Source organism: Lactobacillus sp. UMNPBX4 (genome assembly GCF_002554115.1).
Classification (GTDB): Bacteria; Bacillota; Bacilli; order Lactobacillales; family Lactobacillaceae; genus Lactobacillus; species Lactobacillus gallinarum.
Genome location: NZ_PCZF01000016.1, coordinates 1 through 19,563, shown reverse-complemented (window position 1 = coordinate 19,563; position 19,563 = coordinate 1). Strand labels below are relative to the sequence as shown.

Sequence of the window (19,563 nt, the reverse complement as noted above, 5' to 3'; positions counted from 1 at the left end):
AAACTGCCCACGATGGGGCAGTTTTTTAATACCTAAATTTTGTGTACTTAATTAGTAGGTTCTAACTGGTGTAATTAATTGAACAAATTCAATATCATCTTTATCTGGATTAATGACGAATGGACGCAGTGGCTTAGTAAAACTCATTACTACAGAATCGGTAATAGAAGCTCTAAGTGCATCACGCATGTAATCAGGGTTGAATGAAATTTGTAAGTCATTTCCTTCCAAGTTCCTGAAACTTACATCTTCTTCTACATTACCAATTTCTGCGGATTTACCAGATAACTTTGCAGTTTGGTTCGTAGTATCCAAAGTTAAAGTTACTACGTTATTGCGGCCCGCGTGTGTTAACAAACTTGCACGTTCAAGTGCACTAGATAATTCTGAAATATCAAATTCAACACTAGTAGTTTTTTCAGTTGGAATTAAACGATCAGTGTCAGGATAATTGCCATCAAGCAAACGTGAATAGAATGAAAGATTGCCAATTACAAACAATGCTTGGTTATCACCAGGGCAAATTTTTACTTCTGGATCAGTTTCTCCAATAATTCTAGCTAATTCTTGCAAACTTTTACCAGGGATAATCAGATCGGTTTCTGCTTGAGGTCCGTTTTCTAAAGTAATAGTTCTCTGTGATAAACGGTGAGAATCAGTTGCGACTGCCTTAATGTTGGTTGGATTAAAGAAGAAACGAACACCTGTAAGAATAGCTCTCGTTTGATCGTTAGATGTAGCAAATTGCGTTTCATTAATAATTTCACGGAAAGTTTTGCCAGAAATAGTAAATGCGGCATTATCAGGGATTTCAGGTAAACGTGGATAATTATTTGCATCTAAGCCATTAATTGTAAATTCACTATTTTCAGATACGATTTGAGTTTGGAAACTTTCTTTTACTTCAAATGAAAAGTCTTTACCTGGTAATTTCTTAACAATTTCACTGAAGAATCTAGCAGGCAGAACAATTGAACCTGTAGATTCCACATTTAAGTCTTCGTTTACAGGTATCTTTATTTCAATTGAAATGTCTGTATCGCTACCTGTTAAGGTTAATTCTGTTTCAGTCAAGTCCAACTTAATACCACTAAGAATAGGAATAGTTGCTCTTGAGGAAATAGCCCGCATTACATTGTTCAAGTTTTCTATAAACAGATTACGATTAATTGTAAATTTCATTGTTGTCCTCCTAAGTTATTTATATTAATTATATATTTAATTAGTAGTAGTAGGGCCTGTGAATTTTGTTGAAAACTCAGTAGAAGCCTTAAAATAACGGAATTTAAACGGTTAAAAACTATGTGTAAAACTCTTAAAGTTATCCACAGTGGATAATTAATGCTCAAGCATTTGTTTCAAATCAAACACAGCACTTTTTATTTCTGTATCCGTTTTTATTTGCTTATCGATTTTATCATATGCATGCATTACCGTGGTATGATCTTTGCCGCCAAATTCTTGTCCAATTTTTGGTAGACTAGCATCAGTTAACTCACGAGATAAGTACATCGCTATTTGCCTTGGTACTACAATCTGCCGTACACGCTTTTTACCCTTTAATTCGGCAGTTGAAGTTTGGAAATAATTTGCGACTACTTCCTGGATTTTAGATATCTGTAACCCGCGATTTTTTTGGACTAATTTTAGATCAACAAGAGCCTCTCGAGCTAAATTTGTATTTATGTCTGCTTTTTCAATAGTTGCATATGCTTGAACTTTAACAAGTGCACCTTCAAGTTCTCTAATATTAGTGTCTACTTGTGAGGCTATGTAATCGAGAGTGTTGTCATCAATGACTAAGCCCTCTGCTTCTGCCTTCTTGCGTAAAATTGCAATTCGTGTTTCAAGATCTGGAGGTGTAATTTCAACCTGTAACCCCCATGTAAATCGAGAAACTAAACGCTCGGACAAATCGGAAATTTCAGTTGGTAAGCGATCACTGGTCATCACGATTTGCTTTTGATCATTATATAGAGTCTCAAAGGTATGGAAGAATTCTTCTTGAATACCTTCTTTTTTTGCAAAAAATTGAATATCGTCGACTAACAGCAAGTCACAAGTTCTGTATTTTTCGCGGAATTGGTCTTGCGTTTTATTTTTTATGGAATTAATAAAATCATTAACGAAAGTTTCACTCTGTATATAGACTACTTTTGCATTAGGACGTTCGGCTAACATTTGGTGACCGATTGCCTGCATTAAGTGTGTTTTTCCAAGACCAACACCACCAAAAATAAAGAGTGGATTGTAAAAGCTACCAGGACTGTCTGCTACAGCCAATGCGGCGCCGGCAGCTAATTTGTTTCCCTCACCTTGAACGAAATTATCAAAGGTATATTTTTCGTTTAATTTTAAATTTTTGGTGAATTGTCTAGGTGCTCTTTTTTCTTGTTGTAGTTGAATATCATGTTTGGGCTCGGGTGTGACGATCCGTTCAGGACTTTCGTTATTTTCAGTTATCTGAAATACAGGTAATATTTCAATTCCGGCGTAACCATAGGCCGATTGAATCAGTTGTGAAGATAAATTTTTCTCCCAATACCCCTTTGCAACAGGATTTTGAACTAAGATTTTCAATTCATGTGTATTTTTATTGTAAGAAATAGGCTTAGTATTTTTAAACCATGCATTATAAGCAACTTCATTAAAACGAGCCCGCATCTCATCGTTAAAATGTTGCCAGAATTTTTCAATGTCGAACAATGTGCATTCCCCCAATAGTAAAAAGCACATTAAGTGTATCATTTTATATAAAAGTTTTCCACAAGAGTAAAAGTAATTAACATGATTAACAGCCTGTGGATTATTTTAATACTAATATGCACATTTTGACATGATACAAATCAAAAGGTTAATTTATGCACAGTTGACATGTGGATTACTTTTGCTATTGTAGCAATAATTTAAGCGCATTACCATATGCGTTATCCACATGGTGTGAATTTAATTTTTAACACCCTGTGGGATGTGGAAAACATTGGGAATTATCTTGTGAATTATTTCGTGTGAAAAAATATTTATTTTTTTATCCACATAAAAATGCTGTTTAAGGGATTTATTTTTGAATGAATCATGAATGCTTTTTTAAATAAATACTTGGTTTTTGCGGCTATTCGTGCTATTCTTAATAAGAAATTGTGTATTTAGCACAAAGATTTTATGGAGGTGCAGTTTACAATGACAACTAAGAGAACTTACCAACCTAAGAAGCGTCACCGTTCACGTGTTCATGGTTTTATGAAGCGTATGAGCACATCAAATGGCCGTAAGGTTTTAGCAAGACGCCGCGCAAAGGGTAGAAAAGTCTTATCTGCTTAAACCACTGAATCCCAGTGGTTTTTTTAGTCTACATAGAGTGGAATGAAACGTTTTGAGAAAGTCTTATCGAGTAAAATCTGAAAAAGATTTCCAGCAAGTTTTCGAGTCTGGTAATTCAGTAGCTAACCGTGCTTTTGTCATCTATAAGGTAGAAAAAGCAGAAAACAGGCACTTTCGTGTAGGTATTTCTGTTGGCAAGAAGGTTGGGCATACTGCAGTTGCACGTAATCGACTCAAGCGTTATATTCGGGCCGTAATTGATGAAAAAAAGTTGGAGATTGATCCACATGCTGATTTTTTAATCATTACCCGGCCTTATGCTCGTAATTTTGATATGGTCAAAGTACGAAAAAACTTGCTTCATGCATTAGCTTTGGCTCATATTATTGAAGAAATGCCAGATGAAGTTGAGGAAAATTAGATTGAAGGACATTCTGACCAAGAGAAATGTCAAACGTCTTATTGCCGTTTTAGCTTTGATTACACTTGCTGTCGTTTTGACAGGATGTGCGACTCAAGGTGCAAACGGTCATGTTGCACCAGTTTCACATAACAGTGGCAATTGGTGGGACAGATGGATTGTTTATTACATGTCAGCTTTCATTTTGTGGTTAGCTAAGTTAATGGGCAATAGCTATGGATGGGCAATTATTGTCTTTACCATTATTGTTCGTGTTATCTTGTTGCCTTTGAATGCTATTTCTATTCGAAGCACAACAAAGATGCAAGGCATTCAACCACAAATTAATGAGTTACGTAAGAAATATCCAGGACGTGACACTGAATCAAGGACACTATTACAACAAGAAACTAATAAACTATATAAGGAAGCAGGAGTAAATCCGTATACTGGATGTTTACCCGTTTTGATCCAATTGCCTGTTATGTATGCTTTGTATGGCGCGATTTTACGTACGCCACAGTTGCAAACTGGTCGCTTTTTGTGGATGGATTTGAGTAAACCGGATCCTTATTACATAATGCCGATCTTGGCAATGGTTTTCACTTTCTTGTCTACCTACATTAGTCAGTTAGCTACGCCTAAGTCAGCTCAAAATGGGATGACAAAGGTAATGACTTACGGAATGGCAATCATGGTAGGTGTAATGGCATTGAACTTCCAATCAGCAATTACACTTTACTGGGTTATTTCCAACTTATTCCAGGCAGTTCAGACCTTTATCTTGCAAAATCCTATTAAATTTAAGAGAGAGCAAGAGGCTAAGGCAGAAGCCGAGCGCGAACGTAAACGTAAGATAAGAAAAACTTACAAGCGTTTAGGACGCAAAAAGAGATAAAAAGAATATCAATCTAAAATGATTTTTAGATAAAGTAGTCAAAGTGCTTTATCCATCATGTTTATTCGTGGTGGTATAATGCACTTTTTTTATTAAGAAAAGGTGAAATTATGGCTCAAACTTTAACAGAGTTCGATACAATTGCTGCAATTTCCACCCCTATTGGCGAAGGCGGAATTTCCATTGTACGGATGTCGGGTGAAGATGCAGTTAAAATTGCTAATGAAGTTTTTAAAGGTGCAGATTTGACTAAAGTACCAACACATACTATTCACTATGGTCATATTATTGATCCTGATACTGGTAAAACTATCGATGAATCAATGGTCACAGTATTGCGTGCGCCCAAGACTTTTACGCGTGAGGATATTGTTGAAATCAATTGTCACGGTGGGATCGTAGTTACAAATCATATTTTGCAACTTTTATTAAGTCATGGCGCTCGTATGGCTGATCCGGGTGAATTTACTAAGCGTGCCTTTGTTAATGGCAGAATTGATTTAACTCAGGCTGAAAGTGTGATGGACATTGTTCGTGCTAAAACAGATAAAGCACGTCAGGTCGCTGTAGGGCAGCTTGCTGGGGGGCTTTTGCATAAAATTCAAGCTATGAGACAGGAGATTTTGGATACTCTGGCTAATGTAGAGGTAAATATTGATTATCCAGAGTATGATGCCGATACTGTTACTGCCAAGCAAATGTCTGATACTGCTAAATCAGTAATTAAGAAAATAGATCGACTGTTGAAGACTGCACAAGAGGGTAAAATCTTGCGTAATGGTCTTGCGACTGCAATTGTTGGACGCCCTAATGTGGGTAAGTCATCATTGCTTAATTATTTGACTCAAAGTGATAAAGCAATTGTAACCGATGTAGCCGGAACCACTAGAGATACCCTTGAAGAATATGTGTCTGTAAAAGGAGTACCGCTAGAATTAATTGATACTGCCGGAATTCACCATACAGACGATAAGGTTGAAAAAATCGGGGTAGAAAGATCAAAGAAGGCGCTAGATCGTGCTGATCTAGTACTTTTGTTGATAGATGCTAGTCAAGAATTAACAGCTGAAGATAGAGCTTTAATTGAAGAAACTAAGAACAAAAAGAGAATTATTGTCTTGAATAAGTCTGATTTAGGACAAAAGATAACAGTTGATGAAATGAAGAAGCAAACTGGCAGCGACGTTATTTTAACCTCAATTTTGAAAGAGCAAAATCTTGATAAATTAGAAGAATTAATCAATAAACTATTCTTTGCTGGTATCGAAAATTCTAATGATCAAGTAATGGTTACTAACCAGCGTCAAACATCACTTTTAGCTAAGGCTAAAAAAGAATTGCAGGATGTAGTGCAAGCAGTTGATGATGGCATCCCAGTAGATATCGCGCAAATTGATTTCACTGGAGCTTGGGATACTTTAGGCGAAATCACTGGAGAAAGCGCGCCAGATGAACTGGTAACGCAATTGTTTAGTCAATTCTGTTTAGGAAAGTAGGGGAAGAATATGATTAAAACATATGATTCAAATGAATATGATGTAATTATTGTTGGAGCAGGTCACGCAGGGTGTGAAGCAGCATTGGCAAGTGCACATATGGGGCAAAAGACCTTGCTTGTGACTATTGGTTTGGATATGGTTGCCTTTATGCCATGTAACCCATCAGTTGGTGGTCCTGCTAAAGGGACTGTGGTTCGTGAAATTGACGCTTTGGGCGGACAAATGGGTAAAAACATTGACGCTACTTATATTCAAATGAGAATGTTGAATACCGGTAAGGGTCCAGCCGTACGTGCTCTTCGTGCCCAAGCTGATAAGTGGCAATATCATGAGCATATGAAGGATACTATTGAAAATACGCCTAATTTAACTTTGCGTCAGGCAATTGTAGATCAATTAGTAGTAGAAGACGGCGTTTGCAAAGGTGTAATTACCAATACAGGTGCAAAATACCATGCTAAAAGCGTTGTGTTGACTACCGGTACTGCAGCACGCGGCAAAATTATTATTGGTGAACTTACTTATTCTTCAGGTCCTAACAACACAACTCCTTCAATCAAGTTGTCAGAAAACCTTGAAAAACTTGGTTTTAAGCTTCGTCGTTTTAAGACTGGTACTCCTCCACGTGTTAACGGTAATACGATTGACTACTCCAAGACTGAAGAAGAGCCTGGTGATAAAACTCCTCGTCATTTCTCATATGAAAGTAAAGACGTTGACTATTTAAAGAATCAAATCTCTTGCTGGATGACTTACACCAACAACGGTACCCATGAAATTATTCGTGATAATCTTGATCGAGCACCAATGTTTAGTGGGATTATCAAGGGTGTGGGCCCTCGTTATTGTCCTTCTATTGAAGATAAGGTGGTTCGTTTTGCCGATAAAGATCGTCATCAAATTTTCCTTGAACCAGAAGGTAGAACTACTAAAGAAGTTTATGTAGGCGACTTTTCAACTTCAATGCCTGAAGAAATTCAGCTTAAAATGGTTCACTCAGTTGCGGGACTTGAACACGCTGAGATGATGCGCCCAGGTTATGCAATTGAATATGATGTGGTTGAACCATGGCAATTGAAGCACACTCTTGAGACTAAGAACATCAAGCACTTATTTACTGCTGGACAGATGAATGGTACGTCAGGCTATGAAGAAGCCGCTGGTCAAGGTTTGATTGCTGGGATTAACGCTGCACTAAGTGCGCAAGACAAGCCTGGCTTTACCTTGGGACGAAACGATGCTTATATCGGTGTTTTGATTGATGATTTGGTAACTAAGGGTACTAATGAACCATATCGTTTGTTGACGAGTCGCGCTGAGTATCGCTTAATTTTGCGTCATGATAATGCAGATTTGCGTTTGACCGAATATGGTCACCAGCTTGGTTTGATTTCTGATGAACGCTATAAGAAGTTCGAAGAAAAGAAGCAAGCTATTAGGGATGCAAAAGCTAGATTGCATGAAATTACGGTTCACTTGACTGATGATGTTCAGCAATATCTGAAGAGTATCGGCCAGGAACCAATGAAAGCCGGCGTAAAGGCAGACGTCTTCTTACGCCGTCCACATGTTAAGATCGATGATATCGAACGACTCACTGGCGAAAAGATCGATGGTGACCGTTATGTCAAAGAGCAAGTAGAGATTGCGATTAAATATGCGGGCTATATCAAGAAAGAAGAAACCAGAATTGCTCGTTTAAAGCGTCAAGAAGCTAAAAAGATTCCAGCTGATATTGATTATGAAATGATTGAGGGCTTAGCAACTGAGGCTCGTCAGAAATTTGAAAAGATTCGTCCTGAGACTTTAGCTCAGGCCGAACGTATTTCGGGGGTAAACCCAGCTGATTTAGCTATCTTGAGTGTTTATATTCAAAATGGTCGCTATTCCAAAGTAAACAAATAAAATGAATAAGTAAAAAGCATAGTTGACAAATACTGCCACTATGCTTTTTTCATGCCCTTTTGAAATAACTCGCAACCTAAAAAATGGACGATTGAATAAAAAGAAAAAATTTTTTCTTTAAATTTTGACTATAAGTAATAATAAATGTATATAAAATAAATGATTTTTAGTATAATAATGTTCATGAAATCACAATAGAAAACGCTACCAACGAGTGATATATAAGTCTAAATTTATCTATCTTTGTGAAATGATTATTTTTAAAAAAACGTTTTCATTTGCATAATAACAACGCTTTTAACGTTTTAAAAATGTGAAAAAATGTGTTTTAATACATTATGAAAGAAACGAAAAGTTAAGGAGATGTACTTATAATGACAAAAATTAATGGTTCTGATGCAATGCTTAAAGTTATTTATGATTGGGGAATTGACCACATCTATGGTTTCCCAGGTGGTTCATTCGACTCAAGTATGAATGCCATCTATGACTTCAGAGATAAGATGAAATTTATCGAAGTACGTCACGAAGAAGCTGGCGCACTTGCTGCATCATCAGAATATAAGGTAACAGGTAAGTTGGGTGTATGTTTCGGTTCAGCTGGTCCTGGTGCTGCTCACTTATTTAACGGTTTATACGATGCTAAGTTTGATAAGACACCAATGGTAGCTATTGTAGCTAACGTTCCAACTAGCAGACAAGATATCGACTTCTTCCAAGCTTTTGATGAAGATAAATGGTTCTTAGACGCTAGCGTTTGGTGCGCTTCAGCTAAGACTCCAGAGCTTATTCCAGTATTGACTGACGAAGCTATCCGTCAAGCCTACGCAAGAAAAGGTCCTGCAGTTTTAATCGTTCCTAAGGACTACGGTTGGCAAAAGATTGAGGATAACTTCCGTGTAAACAAGGATGCTCATCCAGAGCCAAACTACCCAGCACCAACTAAGACTTCAGTTGATGAAGCTGTTAAGCTTTTGAAGGAAGCTAAGAACCCAACCATGTACATTGGTTTAGGCGCTAAAGATGCCGGTGATGAAGTTAAGGAATTTGCCGAAAAATTCAAGACTCCAATTATGTCATCATACTTAGGCAAAGGTATCGTAGAAGACAAGTTTCCAGCATACATGGGTACCATCGGTCGTATTGGACCAAAGGCCGCACAAGAAGTTCAAGGTGCAACTGACTTAGTTGTTTGGGTTGGCAATAACTCACCATTCTCAGTATTATGGTTCCCTAAGGATGCCAAGGTAATTCAAATTGATGTTGATCCAGCTAAGTTTGGCAAGCGTCACTCAACTGATGTATCAATGTTAGCTGATGCTAAGAAGGCATTGAGAGCAATTATTGACGCTGGTGAAACTAGAAGCGAATCACCACTTTACAAGGCTGCTATTGCAGACCGTGAAAATTGGGATGCTTGGCAAGATAGCTTTAAAAATTCAGATGAAATGCCTGTACGTCCAGAGCCAATCTGGGATGTAATCAACAAGAAGGCTGATGACAATGCTATCTTTGCAATCGATGTTGGTAACGTTAACGTTGACTCATGCCGTCTTTTGAACTTGCATGATGATCAAAAGTGGACTACTTCAGGCTTGCACGCAACAATGGGCTACGGTGCTCCAGCTGCCTTAATGGCTGCAACTGTTTACCCAGACCGTGAAGTATGGCAATTAGCTGGTGATGGTGGCTTTGCTATGATGAACCAAGAATTACTCACTATGGCACGCTACAACATGCATGTTTTGAATGTTGTCTTCACTAACGAGACTTTAGGTTACATTCAAGCTGAACAAGAGGATGAATCTCACCAACCATTATCAGGCGTTATTATTCCTGACAACGACTGGGCTAAGGTTGCTGAAGGTATGAACGTGAAGGGCGTTACTGTACGCACTAAGAAAGAATTCGAAGAAGCAGTTGACGAATTCAAGAAGATGGATGGCCCAATGTTGATTGATGTTAAGTACACCCACGAAATGCCTTACTCAACTGAATTGAACTCAATTGACGATCCTGCATTCGTCAAGAAGTATCAAGCCGAAGACTTGAAGCCATTCAGCTACTTTGCTGAAAAGTATGGTTTGGAAGCTGACGCTGCAACAGGTGCATCTCAGCATGAAGAATCAGAACCTGAAGAAGATACTGCTCCTGATACAGTTTCGGGTGCTTCACAACACTAATTTCTAATTAGTTTTAATTCAATTGACCAAAAAAGCGAGATGAAAATCTCGCTTTTTTTGTGGCAATATTTCCCAGGGAATGACTAAAGAGCGGTCTTTTAATTTCGCTTTTTTGTCTTTAAAAAGTATAATAAAACATGATGAATTTTGATTAAATGGAGGATGTTAAAGATATGCAACAATTCGGCGTTATCGGTTTATCCGTTATGGGTAAAAACCTCGCTTTAAACGTTAGAAATCACGGCTTCTCAGTTTCTGGCTTTTCAATTGATAAACCAGAAGTTGATGCTTTTGCAAAATATGAAGATGATAAGTTGAAGCCATGTTATACATGGGAAGAATTTGTTAATTCACTCGAAAAGCCACGCAAGATTTTGATCCAAATTATGGCTGGTGATCCAGTGGATCAAACCTTGCAAAAATTGCTCCCATTGCTGGATAAGGGCGATATTTTAATCGATGGCGGTAACTCAAACTACCACGATACTAACCGTCGCTACCATGAAATGGAAAAGCATGGTATTCACTTTATCGGTATGGGTGTGTCCGGCGGTGAAGAGGGTGCCCTTAACGGTCCAGCTCTTATGCCCGGTGGTGATGAAGCAGCTTATGAAAAGGTTGCTCCAATTCTTGAAGCAATTGCTGCTAAGAACAAGGAAGGCAAGCCATGTGTCTACTACATGGGTCCTGAAGGTGCTGGTCACTATGTAAAGATGGTTCACAATGGTATCGAATATGGTATCATGCAAGAATTCTCAGAAGTTTACAACTTACTTCGTGATGTTGCTCATAAGAGTGATGATGAGATGTCCGCAATTTTTGACAAGTGGAACCATGGTAAGGTTGAAGCATACCTTAGTGAAATCACTTCTAAAGTATTAGCTCAAAAGGATGATTTGACTCCAGATCACGTGATTGACCACATTTTGAATGTTGCTTCTTACAAGGGTACTGGTAACTGGATGCTTGAAGACGGTGTTGCACTTGGCGCTCCAGTAACTGTCGTAGCTGAAGCTGTTATGGCTCGTTTCATGAGTAAGCAAGCTCATTTAGCAGTGAAGAGCGGTATTAAGCAAGCTAAGTTTGAGTACAAGGGTGCAATTCCTGACGATTTAGTGGATGAATTCGAAAAGACTTTGCAATTAGCTCAAGCTGTCGCATACGCACAAGGCTTCCAACAATTAACCATGGCTGCCGAAGCTTATGATTGGGACTTGCGCTACAAGTCAATTGCTCAAGATTGGGAAGCAGGCTGCATTATTCGTTCTGCAATGCTTAAAGATATCGAAAATGCGTATTCTAAAGGCAACAAGCTCATGAACTTGTTCCAAGATGACTACTTCAGAAAGTTAATGGAAGAAAACCTTCCAGCTTTGAGAAAGTCAGTTGAATTCGCTACTAAGGCTGGCGTACCAACTCCAACTTTAAGTGCAGCTCTTAACTACTTAGAATCAATCTTTAACCCAGATTTACCAGCTAACCTTATTCAAGGTCAACGTGACTACTTTGGTGCACATACTTACCAAAGAAATGATCGTGAAGGTACATTCCATACTGAATGGTATGAAGAAAAATAATAAATCTGTTTCACATGAAACCAAAAACCAGCTAAATCTTAGCTGGTTTTTTATTGTACAATAGAGTTTGTCGTGATTGTTCAATTAAAGAGAGGGTTATATGAAAGACGAGGGAAATAAAACCAATATAAAACTACTTTTACAAGCGTTAGTAGTTGGTATCTTTACTGGTATAGTAGTCGGGCTATTTAGATTTGGAATTGAAAAAACGTCAGGTTTTTGGCTGCATTTATTTCAATTAGCTCACAGCAATCCATTATGGTTTATTGTGATTATTATAGGCTTTATCGCCGTAGCCGTAATTGCAGGGTATTTTGTAAAACAATATCCTCATGTTGGAGGATCAGGTATTCCTGAAGTAAAATTACAGCTTCAAGGAAAGTTATCTCTGCAATGGTTCCCAATTTTATGGCGTAAGCTAATAGGGGGTATTCTGGTAATTGGTACAGGCTTGTTCTTGGGACCAGAAGGCCCTTCATTACAACTCGGTTCAACCATCGGCCAGGGTATAGGCCAAGGCTTTAAGCAAAATAAGCTTAATTCACGAATTTTGTTAGCAACCGGTGCCGCTAGTGGTCTATCTGCTGCATTTGGTGCACCTCTTAGTGGAGCATTGTTTGTATTAGAAGAAGTTTTCCATAATTTCTCTCCACTTGTTTGGATGAATGCATTAGCTGGAGCAATTGCTTCCAACTTTGTGGTTTCCAATTTATTCGGTATCCATCCAGCGCTTGGAATTTTATATAATCATTCATTCCCAATTGTGCTCTATTGGCACTTGATTATTTTAGGGATCTTATTAGGTGTTCTAGGCCATTTATACAAAGTCGGACTGTTTAGTTTGAAAAAAGTTTATGCAAAAATCACGTTTTTGCCTCACTGGCTTCATGGCTTAATCCCTTTGGCAATCTTAATTCCAATAGCCTACTTCTGGCCATTAATTACAGGTCCTGGTAATCGCTTGATTTTGGCAATGCCCCATATAATTACACAAAGTGGATGGAGATTAGTTGGTCTGTTGGCGTTCTATTATGTCATGAGAATTGTCTTTTCAATCGTGGCCTATGACTCTGGTTTACCAAGTGGTATCTTTTTGCCAATTTTGACCATGGGTGCTTTAATTGGTGCTACTTATGGTTTGTTCATGGTTCAACTTGGACTATTGCCTCAGCGTTTAGTAGTTAACTTAGTAATCTTTTCAATGGCTGGCTATTTCGCCGCAATTATTCGCGCACCATTTACCGCAATTATTTTGATTACTGAAATGGTTGGCTCATTGCTACATTTAATGCCACTTGCTGTTGTAGCATTTATTGCGCTGCTAGTTGATGAACTTCTTGGCGGAAAACCAATTTACGGCCTCTTAGCGGCCGCTATGGACAAGCATAGTGATCGTAAGGTTAATTATACTGGCCAAGCTGATCGAATGGTTCTACCGGTTTATGAGAGCTCTAGATTAGTTGACAAAAAGGTATCCGAGATTAAGTGGCCTGAAGATACGCGTGTAAGTACTATTCGCCGTGATGGGGATGAAATTATTCCTAATGGACAAACGGTTATTCGCGGTGGCGATATGTTAATTCTAGAATTTGACTCAAGTCAACGTGGTGTAGTTTATAGTAAGATGAAACAGCTGCAAGGCGTTGAACTTGATGGGTAAATGAGATTAAGCGGCATCAATAGATGCCGCTTTTTTTCTTGCAGAAAAATGTTTCTTAGTGGATACTTGAACTTATACAGAAAAGAGGGATAGACATGAACAAATTAGTGCAAGTTACATTGAATGCTGATCAAGAAAAATATAATTTGGGTGGGGATGAGAGCATTACTTTTATTGATGCAAATTCCTACTATATTGGTCAAATTGTGGCACGTGAACATGGTTGGATCGTTTTAGAATCAGTTGATCAAACTGGCAATCAAGGCGGAATTGTTTTTATCAAGGAAGATCAAATAGCCAAAATAGAGGACGACACACCAGTGTTGCATTATTATGCGACAACTGAAATTAAGGATCCATTTGACATGAGGCACTTAAATAGTTCAGTAAAGAACTGGGATTTCACTGATATTTATGACTTACTGATCAATGTTGCTGATGCGCAGCCTTTTGTAACTTTTGAGGTTGATACCGGCGTAACTTACACTGGTTTGATTACACAGCTTGATAAAAAAGAAGTCCGTATTTTAGAAAAGAACGGCACTTCTATTGAACATTTTACTACGGTTATTCCTCTTCAAGATATTGTTTGTGTTGACGTAAACAGCATAGATAATAATTTATTTATTCATTATTTGAGGCAAAAGCAAAATTATGAGTTTAATGAATTAAAATTAGTAGAAATTTATTTTGATTATACTTTCGATGATCAATTTGGTAATTTTGTGATTGGCAAAGTGCTTAAGTATGATGAAGATAATATTTTGCTTGAGAGCTTAAATGAATTGGGACAAGTAGAATCTATTGCCGTGATAGCTCGGAGTCATGTTGCGCACGTTACGGAAGAATCAGAAAGACTGAACTATTTTAATTATTTAGTAAATTGGCAACAGAAAAATCATAGCTTTGATCCTGACTATTTGGAACGATCAATTAATCTTAATGGCCCGATAAAGTCAATCACCGAGGTAGTTGAGAATTGGCCTGATGGTCATGTGATAAAAATCAGTGATTCTATTTATCATTATCCAGATCGATTGGGCTTAATTGCTGATCGTGGCGATGAAGGCTTTGATTTAAAAATCTTAACTGAATATGATTTAGGCGAGATTAGTGACCATAATTATGATGATCTAATTAGTGTTGATTTGGCTGGCTCAGAAATGATAAAAATGCAGCGTTTCATTGATCATAAATAATTAAATAAGTTGCTAGTAGCTTATTAATTTTTATATAATGAGGAAAACGAAAGGAAGATGAGTTATGGGATTAACTTTTGACAACCCTAATAATTTACAAAAGATGCTTGATCGTTTTGCGACCGTTCCAGATCCAAAAAAGACGCCAAAACACAAGGATCCAGAAGAATTGCTTGATAAGGATTCTAAAGATAAAAAGAAGAAAGATAAGAGGTAAAAAAGACAGATGCGAAGATGCATCTGTCTTTTTATGATAATTAATTATTATTTTGTTCAGCTTTAATAAATTTCGGTGATGTTTCTGGTGCCCAGATAAGACAAACGATAAATGCGAAGAGCAATACAATTGCACAAACTAACATAGCTAATTTTGCACCACCAATATTGGTTAGAACCGGTAATAAAAATGTACCAGCGGCTGCACCAAAACGGCTAATTGTAATGCACGTACCAACTCCTGTCCCACGTACTTTAATGCCAAATAATTCAGTGGGATATGGGTAATCAAGCACTAATCCTGATGAAAGGATAATCGCAAAAATAGTGAAAATGGATAATTTAATCATTGAATCTAACCCAGGTACTAAAGCCATAATACCAATTAAAACAGCTGAAGTTAAAAAATTGCCAACTAAAAATGTACGGCGACTAATTTTATTAAAAATAAAGATACCGAATAGAACGCCGACAAACATACCGCCATTGTAAATGATTCCGGAGATGCTGCCACCTGTAATATTCATGCTGCTAAGCAAAATTGGTAAGAAAATACTAATACCAAAGAATGAAAATGCTTGGCAAGCATAAAAGATACCACCAACTAAAGTGCGGCGTAAATATTTCTTAGAGAATAAAATTCCCCAGGCAATATCTTTAGGCGCTTTCTTTTTCATAAATCGTTTAGGCAAGCGCCATTTGTGTCCCATGTGTTTACTAATGATTTTGTTTGCTTTCTTAACTTTACCTTTACTTGCGAGCCAAGTAGGAGAAGCGGGAAGCGGAAAGAAACTTCGGAATAAGGCGGTAATAATTGCTGGAACGGCACCGGTAGCTATAATCAGTTGCCAAGTATAAGCGCCCAAGCCAGTAATGAGAGTACCAACTATATAGGATAAGATGAAACCGATTGTCCAATAGATCAATAAATGACTTTGGCGCTTACTATCCTCACCTTTAGGTAACCATTCTGTTAATAAAGCATTACCAACAGTATAATCAACAGCAATCATTAATCCGATTCCGATTCTAATGATGAAGGTCAATAATAAATTGGCTGTCAATAAGTGAATTAGGGTTAATCCTGCCAGAATATACATATTGATCATTAATAACTGACGGCGACCAATTTTATCAGAAAGTCGTCCTATTAAAAGACTACCAGCTAATCCAATCAATGAACCAGCTCCGATTAAACCGGTCCATAAATCGCTAATGTCAATATATTTAGCGGCATTTGAAAGTGCTGTACCACTGATGCCCAAGGCATAGCCACAGGCTATTTGACCTAAGATAACAGCAATCATTACTCTTAAATGAACCGGCATCAACGGAGCACGTTTATAATTCTTTTTAGTTTTGATAATTTTTTCGCGTGTAGTTTGGGTATTATTTTCCATAAGAGCAAGCACAGCTTGCTTATTCATCAACTCCTTTATTAATACAATAATATAATGTTAACAAAAGATTAAAAAAATTGCAAAAAGACAAAATAAAAACCAGATGTTAAATCTGGTTTTTCGTTCATTAAGCACCTGCAATTTTTGTTTTATTCAATAGCAATGAACTAGTTACAACTGAAACTGAACTGAAGGCCATAGCAAGTCCTGCTAGTTCTGGGCTAAGAGTTAAACCTAATCCCATAAACAGGCCGGCAGCAATAGGAATACCAATAGTGTTGTAAATCAGGGCCCAGAACAGATTTAATTTAATTCTATTGAAAGTCTTCTTAGAAATCTCTAGTGCCTTCACAACGCCCATTAAATCGTTTTGGACGAGGACGATACCACCTGATTCAATTGCGATATCTGTCCCTGATCCCATAGCAATACCAACATTAGCCGTAGACAAAGCAGGAGCATCATTGATCCCATCACCAACAAATGCTACTTTATTGCCTTCATCCTGCAATTTCTTAATCTCAGCAGCTTTTTCGGTTGGCAAAACGCCTGCTATAACTTGATCAATACCAACTTCGCGCCCAATAGCTTCGGCAACATTTTGATTGTCACCGGTAAGCATCACCGTCTTTAAACCACGCTTTTTAAGTTCCGCAATTGCTTGCTTAGAACTTGCTTTAGGTACATCTTGAATGGCAATTAAGCCAATGATGTCATTACCTAGGCCAACATAGACTACAGTTTTTGCTTCTTTTTGAAGTTGGAGAGCCTGATCTTTCATTTCCTGGGAAATAGAAATATCTTCTAATAAACGATCGCTACCAACAAAAGCTTCTTGATTATCATAGTTAGCCTTAACCCCGCGGCCTTCGATAGCCGCAAAGTTTTTGACAGGCTTAATTGTAATATTGGCTTCTTGTGCTGTTTTAACTACGGCAGTTGCTAGTGGGTGTTCGGAATTTTCTTCTAAGCTAGCTGCAATAGCTAAAACTTTGTTTTTATCGCCTACAACATTAGTAACTTGCGGTTTACCAACAGTAATCGTACCAGTTTTGTCGAAAACAACGGTATTAATGTCACTGACTTCTTGAAGTACTTCACCATTTTTAATCAAAACACCCATCTTGGCACTACGAGCAGTACCAACCATTAAAGCGGTTGGAGTGGCTAACCCAAGAGCACAAGGACAAGCAATAACAACTACGGAAACAGCGAAGAGCATCGCACTAATTAACGTTGCACCTAAGAAGATGTACCAGATAACGAAAGTAAGGATAGCAATAATCAAAACGGCTGGTGTGAAAATATTAGAGATCTTGTCGGTCAAATTTTGAATTGGAGCATGACTGGTTTGGGCTTTTTTAACTAAATCAACAATCTGAGATAGCATGGTCTCGCTACCAACCTTAGTTGCTTTAAAGGTAAAAGTACCATTGGTGTTGATCGTTGAACCAACAACATCGTCACCCTTTTTCTTAGTAACTGGCATACTTTCACCAGTAACCATTGATTCATCAAGAGTTGATGATCCATTAACAATTACACCATCGACAGGAACCTTTTCACCTGGCTTAACGCGGATGATATCGCCAACCTTGACTTGGTCAAGAGGTACCTTAACAAACTCGCCATTGCGCTCAACTTCAGCGTCTTTAGCTTGAAGGTCAATCAATTTAGCTAAGGCATTTGAAGCGTTATTGTGCATCTTTTCTTCCAGGGCATCCCCGAGTAAAACGAAGACGGTTACGTAAGCAGCAGTTTCAAAATAAACTTCACGGCCAGTAAACATGGCGAAGATACTGTAGAAGTATGCTATTGAAGTACCAACGGCTATCAGCGTGTTCATGTTAGCGTTATGGTGCTTAAAAGCGGACCAAGCACTGCTCCAATAAGGCGCAGCAGAAATTGCCATTATGATTGTAGTCGTGATAAAGGCGATCCAATTATAGCCCGGCATCATCCAGTGAAATGGCGTGGCAAACATCTGGATTAGCATTGGAATTGCTAAAATAAATGAAATCCAGAAGCGCTTAATATTTGAGAGCTTCATTATTTAACAACAACCTTTCCGCGGAACATATCCATTCCACAAGCGTAGGTGTAAGTACCTGGCTTGTCAGTTGGAATGTCAATCGTAACTTCTTTTTTACCATCTAATTTTTGGTCAAAATTTAAATCTTTAGAGACTACTTCATTCATGCAGCCCATATTATCTGATGGAATAAACTTTAATTGAGCTGGTTTACCTTGCTTGAAAGTAACTGTGTTTGGTTTATAACCATGATTTTCTGCATTAACAACAACTTTTTTAGTTTGATTCTTTGAAAAAATACTCATTATTTAACAACAACCTTTCCATGAAACATATCCATACCACAAGCAAAGTTATAAGTGCCTTTCTTGTCAGTGGGAATATCAATAGTAGTAATTTTTTGCTTAGTTAAATCTTTATCAACACCAAGTTGTTCAAAAACAACGTGAGACAAACATGCTGTTGAATCATTCATATCGAAGTTAACCTTTGCAGGAACTCCTTGTTTTAAAACAACGGTAGAAGGGGAATAGCCGCCTTTAACAACGATATTTGCTTCTTGAACGCCTTGATCAACACTGGCAGTACCAACGGCTTCTTGATGTTTGCCGAAGAACCACCAGAGGATAAACCCGATTAAGACAACCGCTACAATTAGCGTGATGATTTGAGCTATAGTCATTTTTAACTTCTCCTTTTAGCACATCTTTTCATTGCCTGGTAGGCAATTGCATGGCACCATGTAAGGCGCATCTTTTTCTTTAGTAGCAATAATTTCTTTTATTTTAGATAAATCACTCTTTGAAATAGGTGAGTTGGCGATTAACTGTAATAGAACTTCGCCTTTGTGCATGTCGCACATGCGATTTAGTAGTTCTTCTGCAGCTTCAGTCATCACTTGGGTTTGGTTAACGTTAGCAGAGTAGATAAAATGCCGGCCTTCTTTTGTGGTGGTAAGCAGTTCTTTTTTAACCAAGCGCCGCAGCAAAGTTTTAATTGTTGATTCGGACCAGTTCTTTTTTGCCTGCAATTCTTGAATTATTTTGGTAGAACTGACGGGCTCGAGTGTCCAAATAATGCGCATGACTTCCCACTCACTATCAGAAATCGTGCTTTTATTTTCTTGAAGTTTAACCATTTTCTCCTCCTTTAGTTTACAAATGTAAATATACACTTTAAATTTATATTTGTAAACTTTGATGCAATAAAAAAAGAAAGATTGGCCGATTGTAAAATTAAATTGAACACTTGATAGAAAATAAAAAGTCCATTT

Annotated in this window: 17 protein-coding genes; 10 read left to right on the top strand and 7 right to left on the bottom strand. The window is 37.7% G+C overall.

Translation table 11 applies throughout. The annotated features are described in order from the left end of the window. Positions 1-51: 51 nt before the first annotated feature. Together dnaN and dnaA are read right to left on the bottom strand one after the other, a co-directional pair. Positions 52-1,182, bottom strand: a complete 1,131-nt coding sequence (gene dnaN / locus CP355_RS04550) for a DNA polymerase III subunit beta (RefSeq protein WP_098043987.1) — start codon at positions 1,180-1,182, stop codon at positions 52-54. A gap of 156 nt (positions 1,183-1,338) precedes the next feature. Next, a complete protein-coding gene (gene dnaA, locus CP355_RS04545) occupies positions 1,339-2,706 on the bottom strand; it encodes a chromosomal replication initiator protein DnaA (protein WP_087235770.1) in 1,368 nt (455 codons plus the stop codon). A gap of 474 nt (positions 2,707-3,180) precedes the next feature. Between dnaA and rpmH the strand changes: the two genes are divergently transcribed. The 10 genes from rpmH (at position 3,181) to CP355_RS04495 (ending at position 14,859) form a co-directional block, all read left to right on the top strand. Then, a complete protein-coding gene (gene rpmH / locus CP355_RS04540; RefSeq protein ID WP_003549412.1) occupies positions 3,181-3,321 on the top strand; it encodes a 50S ribosomal protein L34 in 141 nt (46 codons plus the stop codon). Between the two features lie 52 nt (positions 3,322-3,373). Continuing rightward, positions 3,374-3,742, top strand: a complete 369-nt coding sequence (rnpA, locus tag CP355_RS04535; protein WP_087176516.1) for a ribonuclease P protein component — start codon at positions 3,374-3,376, stop codon at positions 3,740-3,742. Then, the gene (locus CP355_RS04530) at positions 3,723-4,619 is read left to right on the top strand and encodes a membrane protein insertase YidC (RefSeq protein ID WP_191451350.1); all 897 of its coding nucleotides are present in this window, start codon (positions 3,723-3,725) and stop codon (positions 4,617-4,619) included. Before rnpA ends, CP355_RS04530 begins: the two co-directional genes overlap by 20 nt. Before the next feature lie 110 nt (positions 4,620-4,729). After that, positions 4,730-6,115: a tRNA uridine-5-carboxymethylaminomethyl(34) synthesis GTPase MnmE gene (gene mnmE / locus CP355_RS04525; protein ID WP_087176518.1), complete on the top strand. Its 1,386-nt coding sequence runs from the start codon at positions 4,730-4,732 to the stop codon at positions 6,113-6,115. A 9-nt stretch (positions 6,116-6,124) separates the two neighbouring features. After that, positions 6,125-8,023: a tRNA uridine-5-carboxymethylaminomethyl(34) synthesis enzyme MnmG gene (gene mnmG, locus CP355_RS04520; protein WP_098043985.1), complete on the top strand. Its 1,899-nt coding sequence runs from the start codon at positions 6,125-6,127 to the stop codon at positions 8,021-8,023. Positions 8,024-8,397: 374 nt separating this feature from the next. Beyond that, positions 8,398-10,206: a pyruvate oxidase gene (spxB, locus tag CP355_RS04515; RefSeq protein ID WP_098036452.1), complete on the top strand. Its 1,809-nt coding sequence runs from the start codon at positions 8,398-8,400 to the stop codon at positions 10,204-10,206. Between the two features lie 173 nt (positions 10,207-10,379). Beyond that, positions 10,380-11,783 (top strand): NADP-dependent phosphogluconate dehydrogenase, encoded by a 1,404-nt coding sequence (gene gndA / locus CP355_RS04510; protein ID WP_098043984.1) that lies wholly within the window; start codon positions 10,380-10,382, stop codon positions 11,781-11,783. A 100-nt stretch (positions 11,784-11,883) separates the two neighbouring features. Then, positions 11,884-13,443, top strand: coding sequence for a ClC family H(+)/Cl(-) exchange transporter (locus tag CP355_RS04505; RefSeq protein ID WP_098043983.1), 1,560 nt, complete (start codon positions 11,884-11,886; stop codon positions 13,441-13,443). A 95-nt stretch (positions 13,444-13,538) separates the two neighbouring features. Then, positions 13,539-14,642, top strand: coding sequence for a hypothetical protein (locus tag CP355_RS04500; protein WP_098043982.1), 1,104 nt, complete (start codon positions 13,539-13,541; stop codon positions 14,640-14,642). 64 nt (positions 14,643-14,706) lie between these two features. Beyond that, on the top strand, positions 14,707-14,859 hold the full coding sequence (locus CP355_RS04495) for an SPJ_0845 family protein (protein ID WP_098043981.1): 153 nt from the start codon (positions 14,707-14,709) through the stop codon (positions 14,857-14,859). A gap of 40 nt (positions 14,860-14,899) precedes the next feature. Here CP355_RS04495 and CP355_RS04490 read toward each other — a convergent pair whose 3' ends face one another. The 5 genes from CP355_RS04490 to CP355_RS04470 form a co-directional block, all read right to left on the bottom strand. Continuing rightward, complete coding sequence (locus CP355_RS04490; RefSeq protein WP_098036456.1) at positions 14,900-16,258, bottom strand: MFS transporter; 1,359 nt, start codon at positions 16,256-16,258, stop codon at positions 14,900-14,902. 127 nt (positions 16,259-16,385) lie between these two features. Beyond that, positions 16,386-18,308: a copper-translocating P-type ATPase gene (locus CP355_RS04485; protein ID WP_098037155.1), complete on the bottom strand. Its 1,923-nt coding sequence runs from the start codon at positions 18,306-18,308 to the stop codon at positions 16,386-16,388. Continuing rightward, the gene (locus tag CP355_RS04480) at positions 18,308-18,595 is read right to left on the bottom strand and encodes a cupredoxin domain-containing protein (RefSeq protein WP_005724722.1); all 288 of its coding nucleotides are present in this window, start codon (positions 18,593-18,595) and stop codon (positions 18,308-18,310) included. Before CP355_RS04480 ends, CP355_RS04485 begins: the two co-directional genes overlap by 1 nt. Continuing rightward, a complete protein-coding gene (locus tag CP355_RS04475) occupies positions 18,595-18,972 on the bottom strand; it encodes a cupredoxin domain-containing protein (protein ID WP_056945594.1) in 378 nt (125 codons plus the stop codon). Before CP355_RS04475 ends, CP355_RS04480 begins: the two co-directional genes overlap by 1 nt. Positions 18,973-18,987: 15 nt before the next feature. Next, a complete protein-coding gene (locus CP355_RS04470; RefSeq protein ID WP_098043993.1) occupies positions 18,988-19,428 on the bottom strand; it encodes a CopY/TcrY family copper transport repressor in 441 nt (146 codons plus the stop codon). Positions 19,429-19,563 lie beyond the last annotated feature (135 nt).